The 13,408-nt window shown below is 70.6% G+C and carries 11 protein-coding genes and 2 pseudogenes; 8 read left to right on the forward strand and 5 right to left on the reverse strand.

Annotated features, from left to right (window positions below):
* The first annotated feature begins 110 nt into the window (after positions 1-110).
* Positions 111-599, forward strand: a complete 489-nt coding sequence (locus SSP24_RS02115) for a TetR/AcrR family transcriptional regulator (protein WP_141307119.1) — start codon at positions 111-113, stop codon at positions 597-599.
* 13 nt (positions 600-612) lie between these two features.
* On the opposite strand, the gene SSP24_RS02120 is transcribed toward SSP24_RS02115, so the two are convergent.
* The 3 genes and pseudogenes from SSP24_RS02120 to SSP24_RS43795 all read right to left on the reverse strand — a co-directional run bounded on the left by SSP24_RS02120 (position 613) and on the right by SSP24_RS43795 (position 2,638).
* Positions 613-906 (reverse strand): HAD-IA family hydrolase, encoded by a 294-nt coding sequence (locus SSP24_RS02120; RefSeq protein ID WP_373306641.1) that lies wholly within the window; start codon positions 904-906, stop codon positions 613-615.
* A 79-nt stretch (positions 907-985) separates the two neighbouring features.
* Positions 986-1,755, reverse strand: a pseudogene (locus SSP24_RS02125) (prephenate dehydratase domain-containing protein).
* The gene (locus SSP24_RS43795; RefSeq protein WP_229864788.1) at positions 1,730-2,638 is read right to left on the reverse strand and encodes an NAD(P)-dependent oxidoreductase; all 909 of its coding nucleotides are present in this window, start codon (positions 2,636-2,638) and stop codon (positions 1,730-1,732) included. The pseudogene SSP24_RS02125 and the gene SSP24_RS43795 overlap by 26 nt, the downstream one beginning before the upstream one ends.
* Positions 2,639-2,718: 80 nt before the next feature.
* On the opposite strand from SSP24_RS43795, the gene SSP24_RS02135 reads away from it, so the two are divergent.
* Positions 2,719-3,300 carry a TetR/AcrR family transcriptional regulator gene (locus SSP24_RS02135; RefSeq protein WP_141306912.1) on the forward strand — a complete coding sequence of 194 codons (582 nt, stop codon included), beginning with the start codon at positions 2,719-2,721 and terminating at the stop codon, positions 3,298-3,300.
* 324 nt (positions 3,301-3,624) lie between these two features.
* Positions 3,625-6,381 carry a helix-turn-helix transcriptional regulator gene (locus tag SSP24_RS02140; RefSeq protein WP_174864574.1) on the forward strand — a complete coding sequence of 919 codons (2,757 nt, stop codon included), beginning with the start codon at positions 3,625-3,627 and terminating at the stop codon, positions 6,379-6,381.
* Positions 6,382-6,399: 18 nt separating this feature from the next.
* On the opposite strand, the gene SSP24_RS02145 is transcribed toward SSP24_RS02140, so the two are convergent.
* Complete coding sequence (locus SSP24_RS02145; RefSeq protein WP_141306916.1) at positions 6,400-7,197, reverse strand: alpha/beta hydrolase; 798 nt, start codon at positions 7,195-7,197, stop codon at positions 6,400-6,402.
* Positions 7,198-7,422: 225 nt separating this feature from the next.
* On the opposite strand from SSP24_RS02145, the gene SSP24_RS02150 reads away from it, so the two are divergent.
* From SSP24_RS02150 to SSP24_RS02165, 4 genes and pseudogenes are all read left to right on the forward strand, one after another.
* Positions 7,423-7,875, forward strand: a complete 453-nt coding sequence (locus tag SSP24_RS02150) for an SsgA family sporulation/cell division regulator (protein WP_167529483.1) — start codon at positions 7,423-7,425, stop codon at positions 7,873-7,875.
* A gap of 190 nt (positions 7,876-8,065) precedes the next feature.
* Positions 8,066-8,206: pseudogene (locus tag SSP24_RS43800) on the forward strand (lytic transglycosylase domain-containing protein); the annotation flags it as partial.
* 79 nt (positions 8,207-8,285) lie between these two features.
* Positions 8,286-9,251 (forward strand): RNA polymerase sigma factor, encoded by a 966-nt coding sequence (locus tag SSP24_RS02160; protein ID WP_141306918.1) that lies wholly within the window; start codon positions 8,286-8,288, stop codon positions 9,249-9,251.
* A 122-nt stretch (positions 9,252-9,373) separates the two neighbouring features.
* Entirely contained in the window at positions 9,374-10,294 is a 921-nt protein-coding gene (locus tag SSP24_RS02165; RefSeq protein WP_141306920.1) for an alpha/beta fold hydrolase, read from the forward strand.
* 22 nt (positions 10,295-10,316) lie between these two features.
* Here SSP24_RS02165 and SSP24_RS02170 read toward each other — a convergent pair whose 3' ends face one another.
* The gene (locus tag SSP24_RS02170; protein WP_141306922.1) at positions 10,317-11,708 is read right to left on the reverse strand and encodes a glycoside hydrolase family 43 protein; all 1,392 of its coding nucleotides are present in this window, start codon (positions 11,706-11,708) and stop codon (positions 10,317-10,319) included.
* Positions 11,709-11,973: 265 nt separating this feature from the next.
* Between SSP24_RS02170 and SSP24_RS02175 the strand changes: the two genes are divergently transcribed.
* On the forward strand, positions 11,974-13,398 hold the full coding sequence (locus SSP24_RS02175) for an amidase (RefSeq protein WP_141306924.1): 1,425 nt from the start codon (positions 11,974-11,976) through the stop codon (positions 13,396-13,398).
* Positions 13,399-13,408: the final 10 nt, after the last annotated feature.

The raw sequence follows: 13,408 nt of genomic DNA on the forward strand, positions 1-13,408 counted from the left end.
CTCCCGAGAGGCGTTAGATGTCTCAGGCTTCACATCTCGCCACTAGACTCGGGGCCGTGAGAGCCGACGCAGCGCGCAACCTGGAAGCCGTCCTGACCACCGGAGCACGTATGCTCGCCGCCGACCCCGCCGCGAGCATCGCGAGCATCGCCACCGAGGCGGGTGTGGACCGGCGCACGGTCTACCGACGCTTCGCCTCGCGCGAGGACCTTCTGGCGGCCATTTACGAATCTCGCCTTACGGCCATCGAGCACGCCATCGAGGACGCGCGGCTCCGGGAGGCACCCGTCGCAGTCGCCCTGCACCGCTACGTCGAGAACATCATCGCCGTCAACCGCACCTGGCCCGTCGACCTCGCCCGCATGCTCGCCGACGACAACATTCACGCACGCCGCGACGCGTCCGTCCGCGAGGTCGACGCCTTCCTCCGGCGCGCCACCGACGAAGGCCTCCTGCGCCCCGACCTCCCGGAGGGATGGGTGAGCGCGCTGCTGCCCCAGCTCATGCACCTGGTCTCCCGGCAGCTGCCCGAACTGAGCCCCGGACAGGCGGCGGACGTCGTCGTCGACACCCTGCTGAACGGCCTCGGAACGTCCTGACACGCCAATTCATTCATCGGTGACTGCTCCGAGAAACCGACGGCGGCGTCGGCACACCAGACGCGCAGGATGCCTTCCGGCTGGGCGGCGGGCGCTCCACGGCGTGGACGGTGGCGAATCCCAGGTCCGCCGCGGGGGGCAGGTACTGCTCGGTGTCGTCCACGAACACGCACTCGTCGGCCGTCAGGCCGAGTTGGGTCAGCACCAACCGGAAGATCTCCGGTTCGGGCTTGCGTGTCCGGTGGTCCTCCGACAGGACCACGGCGTCGTAGCCACTTGAGACATGTTCCTCGCTGGCCAGGCACATGTGCCGATGGTCCACCACGGCGGTGGTCGATGCGGACGGCTCTCGCGTGTGCCCCCCGGGGCGGGTGCCTACGGTGCGCTCAGTTCTTCAGCCGGTGCGGATGCGCGGGGTACACCCCGAGGATGCGCACCTCGGTGGAGAAGAAGCGCAGCTCGTGCAGGGCGAGGGCGACGCGCTCGTCGTCGGGGTGGCCCTCGATCTCCACGTAGAAGCGGCTGGCGTTGAGCCCGGCGCCGATCTGGTAGCTCTCGATCTTGGTGAGGTTCACGCCGCTGCCGGCGAACCCGCCGAGCGCCTTGTACAGCGCGCTGGGGATGTTGCGGACGCTGAAGAACAGGCTCGTCATTCCGGGTCGTCCTCGACCTCGGCACGCAGCACCTCGAGGCCGTACAGCTCGGCCGCGGCGGGCGGGGCGAGCGCCGCGTGCCGCGGGTCGCCCAGTTCGGCCACCTCCCGCGCCGCTCCGGCCGTGTCATCGCTGACGAGGGTGCGCCAGCCGCCCTCCCGCAGCACCTTGCGGCACTGTCCCAGTGCGTGCACGTGACTGCGTACGCACTCCACCTGGTCCAGCGTCGCGCCGGGCACCCCCATCAGGTCGAAGCGGATGGCGAGGAAGTACTCGGCGACGATGAACAGCCCCGACTCCGGCAGCAGGTGGTGCACGTCGGCGACGCGTCCGGCCGCGGAGTTGTCGACCGGGATGACGGCGACGTCGGCGGCGCCGAGCGTCACGGCGTCCAGGGCCTGCTCGAAGCTCGTGCAGGCCAGCTCGCCGCCCTCGGGATAGAGGGCACGCGCGGCGGTCGCCGAGTTGGATCCGGGTTCACCCTGATATGCGGCCGTTGTCACCGTGTTCAGCCTTCCTGGGGGAGGTCTTGTCGTGGGGCAGCAGAAGCTCCGTCGCGTACCGCACCTGCTGAAGTATCGGTGAACAGGCCTTGATCAGGTTCACCAGGGCGTGCAGGTCGGCGCTCCCGCCCGGCGCGAGCGCGTGTTCGTACACCGCGGCGACCACGTGGTGGACAGCGCTCCTGGCCTGTCCGACGTGCGCGGCGAGCCGCTCCTCGACGGACGGGGGCAGGCCCTGCCGGGCGGAGAGGGCGGCGTGCACGGTGGCGGCCAGGCGACATCGCCCGGGAGCACCTTGGAGGCCACCACGAAGAGGTCGGGACCGCCGTCCCTCACGGGGGCGAGCGGCAGGGCCAGCCACGGTCCGGTTCCGTCGTACGAGTCGTACGAGTCGTACGACGGAAGGCGCCACTGTCCGGACAGCGCGCAGCCGCCGGGGACCGACCGTGCCACCGGCCCCGGAACGTCCGTGTGGGGAACGGCGGTCGTGAGCGGCGCGGCCCAGTTCCAGGTGCCGGTCAGGGCCTGCCAGGCCCCGGCTGGGTTGGCGGTACAGCTGCCGCCGCAGGAAGTCCGCAGTCATCGGGGCGAACGCGTCGGTGAGCGCCGCCACGTGAGGGGCGATCAGAGCGCCGCGCAGGTTCCATAGGGGGTGCCCTGGCGGCAGCGGTTCCGGATCGCTGACGTCGAGCGCGACCCGGAGCCGTCCCGCCCGCACCTCGCGGACCACCGCGCGGGTGTCCACGAGCTCGCCGCGGGCGACGTTCACCAACAGGGCCCCGTCCCTCAGCAGCGCCGGCGCGTCCACGTCGAACATGCCACGTGTCCGGTCAGTCAGCGGCGCGCACAGCACCGCCGCGTCACGCGATTTCGCGTCCGACATGTAATCGAACTTTCAAGCATGCGTCTCCGGCTTTCGTCACACGGTCCGCCCGCCGTTTCGGCGGCAGGCAGAATGGGCGGGTGAATCCGGCACAGACGACTCCGCAGCAGACCCGACAGGCATCCCCTCACAAGCGGGCCGACGCCCGGCGTAACCATGAGCGGGTCTTCGCGGCGGCGCTGGAGGTCTTCGAGGAGTTCGGGCTCCAGGGCACCGTCCCTCAGGTCGCCGAGCGGGCCGCTGTCGGAAAGGCCACGGTGTACCGCAGCTACCCGACCAAGGATGACCTGGTGGCGGCGGTGGTGCGGCACCGGCTGGCGGAGTTGGACCGCGTCACCGCGCCCGCCCTGGCGGAGGCCGAGCCCGCGCGAGCCTTCGACACGTACGTGATCCTGCTCTTCGAGAACCTCGCCCGGGACCGTCTGCTGTCGGAGGCGCTCGCGGAGGGGAGGTCGACGACGTACACCGGTCCGCTGCTGGACCGCCTGGCCGCTCTGATGGACGCGGCCAGGACCGCCGGCCGTATCCGCTCGGACGCGAACCCGCTCGATCTGCGCGTGGTGCTGTGCGGCATGTGTCTGCAACTGATCTACCTCGCGGAGCGGGACCCGGCACGGTGGCGCCGGTACGGCGAACTGACCCTCCAGGCGCTGCGGCCCTGAACCGACCACGGCCTCAGCGGTCGAGCCACACGGCCGAGAACCGCTGTGCGGCGTCCTCGCACGTCCGAGCCGGGCCGCACGGAAGACCTCCCGACCTGGCCTCGTTCTGGGCGGTGCCCTCGACGAACATCCGGTCCGGCTGCGTCCGGCACAGCCCTCGATCGGCCCAGTGGTAGATACGTATGAGCCGCCACCGGCCGTGCTGTCACTCGCGCAGCCGCCCGACATGTGGCCGCCGGGACGACGTACCCTCGCCAGAGAGCGTTCGGGCCGAGCCGGTCCAGCGGTGAAGGGAGTGGGGCGGTGGAGTCGATCGTCGGCACCATGGTCGGTCGCGAAAGCGAACTGGAGGTGCTGTCGGCGTTCGTGGCGGCACCCGGGGGCGCGGCTCTCGTCCTGCGTGGCGACGCGGGCGTGGGCAAGAGTGCCCTGCTGGACCACCTCGTCGGACTCGCGACGGCCGCAAATCACCGGGTGATCAGGGCGGCCGGCGTCGAGGCCGAGTCGGAACTGCCGTTCGCCGGTCTGCATCAGTTCCTGTATCCGCTGCTCACCCACATGGATCGGCTGGACGACGCGCACCGGCGGGTCTTCGACGTCGTCTTCGGCCGGGGCGAGGGCACACCCCCTTCGGTCATGACGCTCGGGATCGCCGTCCTCGACCTGCTCTCCCTCGCGGCGTCGCAGCAGCCCCTCCTGCTGGTGCTCGACGACGGCCAGTGGCTCGACGCCTCCAGCACCGAGGTGTGCGGCTTCGTGGGCCGCCGGCTCACGGGCAGCTCGGTGAAGTTCGTCGTCGGCCTGCGCTCCGAGGTTCCCTCGGGCTTCGACACGGCCGCGCTGCCCGAACTGGCGGTGACCACGCTGTCGGAGAAGGTCTCCGAACAACTCCTGGACAGGCACCACCCCGGCCTCGATCCTCAGATACGCCGTCTGGTGCTGGACGAGGCCCAGGGCAATCCGTTGGCACTGCTGGAACTGCCGCCCTATCTGCACGGCGGCCAGGCGGGACGCAGTCCCGGGGAACTGTTCGGGTACACCGGCATCCCGCTGCCCCAGCGCCTGCAGCAGGTGTACGGCGCGCGCATCAAGTCCCTCGGCGAGCCAGTGCGCGCTGAGCTGCTGCGCGGTGCCCTGGACGGCGTCGGAGCGGGCACGGCGGCCGACCGCACCCGGAGCACGCGCTACCGCATGCGCGACGCCGACGAGGCCGCGGCCTGCGGTCTGCTGGACATCGACCCGCTCGGCGGCGACTTCGTCTTCCGGCACCCGTTGGTGCGTTCCACCGTGGTGCAGATGGCCACGCCCAACGAGCGGCGCGCGGCGCACGCGGCTCTCGCCGAGGTGCACCGCGACGACGCCGAGCGGCGGGCCACGCATCTGGCGGCCTCGACGGTCGACCCCGACGAGGAGGTGGCGGCCGCGCTGGAGGCGGCGGCCGAGTCCGCGACCCGGCGGGGCGGCGCGGTGACCGCCGTGGCCTGGCTGACCCGTGCCGCGGAGCTCAGCGAGAACCGCGAGGCACGGTCCAGGCGACTGGGCAACGCGACCCTCGTCGCCGGAGATGCCGGTCGGCTGGACCAGGCCCGGCAGCTGGTCCGCTCGGACACCGGCTCCGGCAGCAACGACTCCCCGGACTCGGCGGTCGTACCGGGCTATATCGCGTCCCTCGCTGCCGCGCGGGAGGACGGGGACATGCGGTCCGCACAGCGCCAGGTCTTCGCGGCGATCGAGAGCATGCGCACCGACGGGGTGCGGGAGCCGAACGAGATGCTCACCCGCTTGGTCGACCTGCTCCAGGCCGTCAACCTGTACGCGGGTGACCAGGACGCATGGGAGCGGACTCATGAGCTCCTGGACTCATTGGGCGACCTGGTGTCCTCACGTTCCCGCATCTACCAGGACGCCTGGAGCGACGTGGTGCGTCGCGGCGCCGGGGTACGGGAACGGCTGGAACACGCCTTCTCCGGTCTCCGTGACCTGGGCTCGTCGGATGGCGCCAAGCTGGCCCTGGCCGCCTACCACGTGGACACCCTCAGCCAGTACCGGCCGCATCTCCAGCGCACCGTGGACCGCGAGGTGGAGACGGGAGCTCTGACCAACGCCATCTTCATGCTGCAAATGATCATGATGGATCAGATCGCGGTCGGCGAGTGGGACGAGGCCGAGCACACCGGACAGCGCTGCCTGGAGCTGTCGACAACGCACCGGCACACTCTGTTCGTTCATCACACCCAAGCGCAACTGGGATTGTTGGCCGCGTTGCGGGGCCAGGTGGACCGCGCCCGGGAACTGCAGGCCGCCGTCGACGCCTGGGCCCGCCCTCGCGGCATCGGCTTCCTCACCCAGACCGCCGACGCCATAGGCATCACCGCCGCCCTCACCGAAGGCGACTACGAAGCCGCCTACCTCCACGCCATCGGCATCACACCCCCCGGCACCTTCACCCCCTACGCCCACCAAGCCCCCCGCACCCTCCTCGACCTCGTCGAAGCAGCCCTCCACACCGGCCGCACCGAACAAGCACGCCAACACGCCCTCGCCGCCCACCAAGCAGGCCTGCCCCACCTCTCCCCCCGCCTCGCCCTCATCACCTACGGCGCTCTCGCCATGACCACCACCGACCCCACCGAAGCCGAGGCCCACTACCACCAGGCCGAAGCCCACCCCGCCGGCCCCCGCTTCCCCTTCGAACTCGCCCGCATCCACCTCGCCCACGGCATCCACCAACGCCACACACAAGGACGCAAAACAGCACGACACTCACTGACCCTCGCCGCCGAAACCTTCGAACGACTGGGCGCAGCCACCTGGGCCGAACGCGCCCGAGCCGAACTGAGAGCATCGGGCCTGGCCACACGCACCACATCGGTGCACCTCACCGAACTGACCTGGCAGGAACGCCGGATCGCCGACCTCGCCGCCAGCGGCCTGACCAACAAGGAGATCGGCGAACGCATGCACCTCTCACCCCGCACCGTCAGCTCACACCTCTACCGCGTCTTCCCCAAACTCGGCATCACCTCACGCGCCGCTCTCCGCGACGCGCTGAGCAAGATCCCCGGCGACCAGAACGTGTGACTGCGGCACGCCGAGCCCCTACGCGGGATAGGCGCGGAGGCCGCGCTCGTCCAGCCAGCCGAGCACGTAGTCGGCGACGAATCTCCATCCGCTGTCGATGACGAGGGAGTGGGCGCGGTCCGCGAACTGCTTGAGGTCGGTCACGGCTGTGGAGTCGCCGTACTCCTTGTACACCGCGCGCGTGACGGAGTCGGGCACCAGCAGGTCCTCCTGCCCGGAGATCAGCAGGAGCGGGCCGCGGTCCGCATTGCCGACGTCCACCACGGCACGCGGGCTGCGCGCCGTGCCCGCGTGCCCCAGGTCGGCGAGCAGCCGACGGGACGTCGGCACGACATGGCGCTCGAAGAGCCGGTCGGACTCCTCCGCCGCGACCGTGTTCGCGAAGGCGCGGTGGAAATGCTCCGGGGACAGGGACACCAGTGGTTCGGTGTCGTCGGGCCGGCCGGGGTTCCACAGCCGGGCCGGGGAGGCGGGCAGCGGGATGGCGTTGATCGGGGCGGGTGCGATGGCCACCGCGGCCCGGCCGATGTTGGCGCCGATGAGATGCTGCGCGATGAGGCCGCCGACGGAGTGGCCGACGATCACCGGCGGGATTTCAAACGACCGTACGATTTCCGCGTAGTGATCCGTCAGTACGTCCAGGCCGATGCCCGCGAGCGTCCCGGAGGCCTTACGCGTCTCCCCGACGGCGACCGCCTCCCCCGGCCATCCGGGCGTGAAGACGAGGAACCCCCGGCCGGCGAAGCGCTCCGCCCATGACTCCCAGGACAGCGCGTGCAGCCAGGTGCCATGGATGAAGACGACGGGAGTGTTCACGGCTGGCCCTCCGAGCACGACGATCACCCGGCTCTGGCATGCGGGTGACAGTTTCAGGATCGTTCAGGCGCAGGTCAGGGGCGACAGTCGAATGACTTAATGTTCACGGCCCTATGCACCGTCGAGGTCGGCAATGTTGGACGGTCAAGTGACCTATGTACGCCGCTCCCGCAGCGACGAGGGTAGGTCGGGTCAGCTCTCGCCACGGGGAAGGATCCGACCGCCATGAGCAGCAACCGACCAGGTGTACAGGCTCGCCCGGCGCCGCACGCCCGCCCTGAGCTGATCCTGGACATCGAGCGCGTGCTGGACGTCGCCGCCCGGCAGGCCATCAGGGCGGAGTTCCGGTTCGACCCGGAGGCTCCCCTGGTCGTGTCCGTGGAGCTTGTCGTCGAGGGCGGCCCGCGTGTCCTGTGGCGGATCGGCCGCGACCTCCTCCAGCAGGGGCTGTACTCGGTGAGCGGCCTCGGTGACGTCCAGATGTGGCCGGCGCACTCCGAGGACGGGGCCACCGCGCGGCTCCGGCTGGCATCCAGGGACATGGCGGCCCTGTTCGAGCTGCCCGTGCCCCCGCTGGAGGAGTGGCTGGAGCACACCTACGAGCTGGTTCCCGCCGGTCGCGAGCTCGCCGAGATCGACTGGGAGGTCGCCACCGCGGAACTGCTCCAGGGCCCCTGAAGAACGGTTCCGGGCGCCGCCAGAGGAGCCGGAGACATCCGGCGCGATTGTCCTGTCCCATCCGTGAACCTGCCGCGGCTCCAATCCCGTTGCCCCAGACAGGAACTCCTGCGGTCAGGGTGTTGATTGGCTGACCTGGCCGCAGGACGGAGCGGTCGTCCTCACCGCTGTCGGAAGCGTCGTCGGCGTTGCCTCGGGCAGCGTCGCGCAGATTCAGGCGATGGCCGCGCAGATGGTGCCCGGCGACCAGTTCCAGTGCTTCAGCGACATCGTGGACCACGAGTCCAGCTGGAACTACACGGCGGTCAACGCCTCCTCCGGTGTGTACGGCCGCCTATGTACTGAGCCCCGGGCCCCTCGGTGCGGTTAGGGTCGCAAGAAGACACGTGTCGCGGCCGGGAGGACAAGACATGAGCGGGATACCGGGAGACATCGGGCCGGCGCAGGACGCGGCTCTGACACGGGCCGCGCAGGCGGGCGACGTATCGGCGCTCGCCCTGCTGCTGGAGCGTCACCGTCCCGGGATGCGCGCGGTGGCGCTCAGCCTGCTGGGGCCGGGCCCGGACGTGGACGACGTCATGCAGGAAGCGGCGCTGGTGGCGCTGCGCCGGATCGTGGACGTACGCGATCCGGAAGCCGTGGGGCCATGGCTGCGCATGGTCGTGCGCAACAGCTGCCGGACGCTGCTGCGCGCCTCGCGCCGTATCGAGCCCATGGAGTGGGTACCGCTGCCATCGGACGGCGGCACACCCGAGCAGGTCCTGCAGACCCATGCACTGCGGGACTGGATCTGGGAGGCCGTCGAGGCGTTGTCCCCGACCCTGCGCCTGCCGCTCGTCCTGCGCTACTTCTCCACCGGGATCACCTCGTACCAGCAGATCGCCGAAGCCTGCTCCGTTCCCGTCAGCACCGTGCGCAGCCGGCTGAACCAGGCACGCGGCGCCCTCGCCCAGACCCTGACCGCCACCGCGGCCTCGGCGCACGAGGACGTGACACGCCGTACCGAAGCCAGCTGGCAGGAGGTACGCGAGACACTCGCGGCCGCAGAACGCGGTGAGTTCGGCAAGGTGGTCAGGGACCGCTACTCCCCCGAGGTCTCGCTGCTGACCCGAGGCCGGCGGCTCGGCGGAGCCGACCTCCTGCGGGCAGGGATGGACTGGGACCTCTCGGCGGGTGTGCGCCAGCGCCCCCTGCATGTGGTGGCCGGCCGGTCCCTGGTCGTCTGGGAGATGGAACTGGTCAACCCGCCCGACGATCCGGACCACTGCCCGCCCGGGGTCGCCTGGATCATGTCGTTGCACGGCGGCCGCTTCGACCGGGTCTCCCTCTATCACGCGGCACGCCCCGAGGCCGCGCCCGCGCCTGCCGCGGCCTGAGTCCGGGCCTTGCCACCTCACCCCAACAACATGACCCAGATCACATCAAGGCGATAAAACTTCTCGGATTCCGGAGCGTCTTGTCGGTGTCACAGACACCTGCGGACCGTACGGAGATCCCGATGAACACACCCACCGCACACACCGACCCCCTCTCCCCCGGCACCCACTCCTACCGGACGGGCGGAATCGTCCAGCGCTATCACGTGCACGGCAGCGGCCCGGTGTGCGTGGCGCTCCCCGGCGGTCCCGGCATCTTCTGGGACTACCTGCGAATGCCCGCCCTCGAAGAGCATCTGACGATGGTCTACGTCGAGCCCGTCGGCACCGCCGAGGACAGCCGTCTCCCCTCGCACCCGCACGGTTACACCCGGGAGAGGTACAGCCGCTTCCTGCAAGTGCTGATCAACCGGCTCGGCGTGCGGAAGGTGCACGTGCTGGGGCATTCGCACGGCGCGTTCGTGGCCGCCTACCACGCCCTGTACCGCCCCGAGCAGGTGGCGGGCGTCGTGCTGTACGAAGGCGCGCCCGTCACTGGTCCCGAACACGGCGCGGAGGCGGGCCGCAGGGTGGAGGCGTTCGCCGCGCAGCACGCCGGTCACCCCGGACTGCCCGGTGTGCTGGCCGCGTTCGGCGCGATGTCCACCATCTCCAGCGACGAGCAGACCGTGACGGTCGCCCGCGGTGTGCTCCCGTCCTACTTTGCCGACTACTGGGGGAACGAGGAGCGGCTGGCCCCGTTCCGGGACGCGATCCGGGCCACCTACATCTCGGGCCTGGACGAGGACCTCGTACCCGATGTCATCGACGACCGCGCTGCCCTCAAGGGACTGGAGCCGCCGGCTCTGGTCGTCGTGGGCCGGCACGACGTGATCTGCGGGCCTCGCTGGGCACTCGAACTCGATGAGCTGATCCCCGACTCGCAGCTGCTGGTACTGGAGAACAGCGGCCACATGGGGCACATCGAGGAGCCCGAGCTGTTCGCGGGCGCGGTCCGCGACTTCGCCCTGCGGACCGGCGGCCCGCGGGACGGAGCCGCGTAGGCGCAGTCAGCTGTCTCGACCCTCAGGCCCAGGCCGTCACCGGCACAAACGAACTGTCCTGGCGGAACAGTTCCGTGCCGTCCGGGAGGTCGAGGCGGAGCTGGTAGTCGTAGTGGCGGAGGTAGCGGCCCGGGTAGTTGTACGACTCGAAGCGGATCGAGCCCGACGCGGTGCCCGTGCGGGCGATGAACGTGGCGTCGCGGGCGAACGTCGTCGTGCCGTCGTTCGGGTCGAAGCGGCCGCGGAAGCCGTAGTGGCGCAGATAGTTGCCCGCGGAGTCGCGGAACGAGTACGCGCCGGCGTCGGCCAGACCGGGGACGACCGTGAAGGTGGCGGCCCGCTTCTCGGCGGTGGTGCTGGAGGCGGTCACCACGGGCAGGTTGAGCAGGGCGGACTGCTGCTGCCAGTAGCGGGTGTTGTAGTTGGCCGAGCGGAAGGAGCGGGTGACGTTCCTGGCCAGGGTCACGCCGCCGGACACCGTCTCCTTGATGACCGTGAAGTGGCGTGCCGTGCCGGAGATTCCGGGCAGGGCGCGCGGTGCGGTCCAGGTCGCGAAGGTGTCGTAGCTGTCGCTGTAGTAGTAGGTGCCGTCGCCGTAGCCGTCGAAGAAGATGCGCCAGGCACCGTTGTCCAGCTGCACCAGCGCCGGGCCCTCGCGGTAGCTGCCCCAGCCCGCCCAGTCGCCGGTGCGGTGGATGGTGTAGGGCCCGGTGAGGCTGGAGGCGGTGGCGTACTCGATGTACTTGGTGGTCTCGTTCTTCGGGAAGGCGTGGTAGGTCGAGCCGATCTTCACGATGAACGTGTCGATGTGGTTGGCGCCGATACCGGACAGAGGGACCGGTGACGTCCACGCGGTCAGCGCCGAGTTGGTGGCCCGCAGCCGGTACGGGGTGAAGATCCACTCGTTGTCGGTGGTCGAGCAGGACACGATGACGCTCACACTGCCGTCGCTGTCGACGAACCACTCCGGCGCCCACGCCCGGGACAGACGGGCGATCGGGACCGGATAGTCGTACAGGAAAGTCCAGTTGACCCGGTCCGAGCTGCGCGCGAAGCCGATCGTGGTGCTGGTGTCCTGCCAGGTGTTCGTGGTGTAGGTGATGTAGTAGTAGCCGTCGGTGTGCCGGAAGATCGCGGCGTCGCGGATCCGGTTGCTGGGCGGGGTGTACGCCGACGATCTCACGAGCCTGAAGTCGGTGGCGTCGTCGGACTGGTAGACGTTCACCGTGCCGTCGTTGCTGTTGAGGAACGGGACGATGGTGTAGCGGGTGGCCGAGCCGCTGGGCGGGGCGGCGGCCGCGGCGGTGCCGAGCATGCCGGGCAGTTCGCCGAGCACGAGCGCCGAGGCGGGCAGGGCGGCGAGGGTGCGCAGCAGGGTGCGGCGGGACGGGGATGCGGGGCGGGGTGTGGTCATGTGCGGCTCTCCTCGTGGGGTCATGCGCGGCTCTGCTTCGACCCAGGGTTCGATATACCGAACAGAGTTCGACAAGTCGGTCAGAAAGTAGGGGCGAGGTCGCAGGGCGTCAATGCTTCGCGCACGACGGAACGAGGCTTGTGGGAAAGCTGTGGTTCATGAGGTATACGGGCTGACGCCAACCGGCTTTCTTTTCCGCCCCATTCCCCCCGAAGCCCTGCCGACGTTACCGTTCGGTAGACCACCCGCTCCGGAGGTGTCCCGCATGACGCTCGACCCGTCCGCCGGCCTGGCGGAGACAGCCCGTGCGCTCGCCGACGGCGAGGTGACCTCACGCGCCCTGGTCGAGGCGGCCCTGGCCCGGATCGAGGCGACGCAGGGCACGCTGAACGCGTTCCGGATCGTCCGGAGCGAGGCGGCGCTCGCCGAGGCCGCGGCCGCCGACCGGGAACTGGCCGCCGGGACGCGCCGCCCGCTGCTCGGGGTGCCCGTCGCCGTCAAGGACGACATGGACGTGGCCGGCGAGCCGACCGCGTTCGGCTGCCCGGGGACGTTCGCGCCGGTCGCCGAGGACTGCGAGGCGATACGGCGGCTGCGCGCGGCCGGTGCCGTGATCGTCGGCAAGACCAACACCTGCGAACTCGGGCAGTGGCCGTTCACCGAGGGACCCGCGTTCGGGGCGACCCGGAACCCGTGGAACACCGAACACACACCTGGCGGTTCGTCGGGCGGCTCGGCGGCGGCGGTCGCGGCGGGGCTGGTGCCGGCCGCTCTCGGCTCGGACGGCGCCGGTTCGGTGCGCATCCCGGCGTCCTGGACACACCTGATCGGCATCAAGCCGCAGCGCGGGCGCATCTCGACCTGGCCGCGCGGCGAGTCGTTCCATGGCATCACGGTCAACGGCACCCTGGCCCGTACGGTCGCGGACGCGGCCCTGCTGCTGGACGCCGCCAGTGGCAACCACGAACTGGACCCGTACCGCCCACCTGCGCTCGATGTGTCCGAGGCGGTGGGCCGCGCCCCCGGCCGGCTGCGCATCGCCCTCGCGCTGAAGCCGCCGTTCACCGCGCTGCCCTCCCGGCTGCACCCGGAGATCCGCGCCCGGGTCGTCGAACTCGCCGAGAAACTGGCCGCGTTGGGCCACACGGTCGAGGAGGCCGACCCGCCCTACGGCCAGATCGGGCTGAACTTCGTCCCCCGTGCCACGGCCGGTGTCGCCGAGTGGGCCCGTGAGGCCCCCGACCCCGCCCTGCTCGACCCGCGCACCCGGCACGCCGCGCGGCTGGGCCGACTGCTCGGCGGGGCTCCGCTGCGGGCGGCCCGGCGTGCGGAGGCGGCGCTGCACCGCCGTATCGGCGCGTTCTTCTCGTCGTACGACGTGGTCCTCGCGCCGACGACGGCCGCTCCCCCGCCCCGGATCGGCGCGATGCTGAAGCTCGGCGGTCTCGCCACCGACCGCGCGATGATCGCCGCCTGCCCGTATGCCTGGCCGTGGAACGTGCTGGGGTGGCCCGGCGTCAACGTTCCGGCCGGTTTCGTCAGCGGCGGACTGCCGGTCGGGGCACAGCTGTTGGGCCCCGCGCACAGCGAGCCGCTGCTCGTCTCGCTCGCCGCGCAACTGGAGGCGGACCTGCGCTGGCACGAGCTGCGCCCGCCCGAGCAGGTCGCCTCTCAGTCCCCTGCGGCATAGGGGTTTTCGC

The sequence above is a fragment of the Streptomyces spinoverrucosus genome, assembly GCF_006539505.1.
GTDB classification, from domain to species: domain Bacteria; phylum Actinomycetota; class Actinomycetes; order Streptomycetales; family Streptomycetaceae; genus Streptomyces; species Streptomyces spinoverrucosus.

Bases quoted from the DNA above. Each gene is read 5' to 3' on its own strand.
- SSP24_RS02115 (WP_141307119.1), top strand. From the start codon at position 111: ATGCTCGCCGCCGACCCCGCCGCGAGCATCGCGAGCATCGCCACCGAG.
- SSP24_RS02120 (WP_373306641.1), bottom strand. From the start codon at position 906: ATGTGCCTGGCCAGCGAGGAACATGTCTCAAGTGGCTACGACGCCGTG.
- SSP24_RS43795 (WP_229864788.1), bottom strand. From the start codon at position 2,638: ATGTCGGACGCGAAATCGCGTGACGCGGCGGTGCTGTGCGCGCCGCTG.
- SSP24_RS02140 (WP_174864574.1), top strand. From the start codon at position 3,625: ATGGTCGGTCGCGAAAGCGAACTGGAGGTGCTGTCGGCGTTCGTGGCG.
- SSP24_RS02150 (WP_167529483.1), top strand. From the start codon at position 7,423: ATGAGCAGCAACCGACCAGGTGTACAGGCTCGCCCGGCGCCGCACGCC.
- SSP24_RS02160 (WP_141306918.1), top strand. From the start codon at position 8,286: ATGAGCGGGATACCGGGAGACATCGGGCCGGCGCAGGACGCGGCTCTG.
- SSP24_RS02165 (WP_141306920.1), top strand. From the start codon at position 9,374: ATGAACACACCCACCGCACACACCGACCCCCTCTCCCCCGGCACCCAC.
- SSP24_RS02170 (WP_141306922.1), bottom strand. From the start codon at position 11,708: ATGACCACACCCCGCCCCGCATCCCCGTCCCGCCGCACCCTGCTGCGC.
- SSP24_RS02175 (WP_141306924.1), top strand. From the start codon at position 11,974: ATGACGCTCGACCCGTCCGCCGGCCTGGCGGAGACAGCCCGTGCGCTC.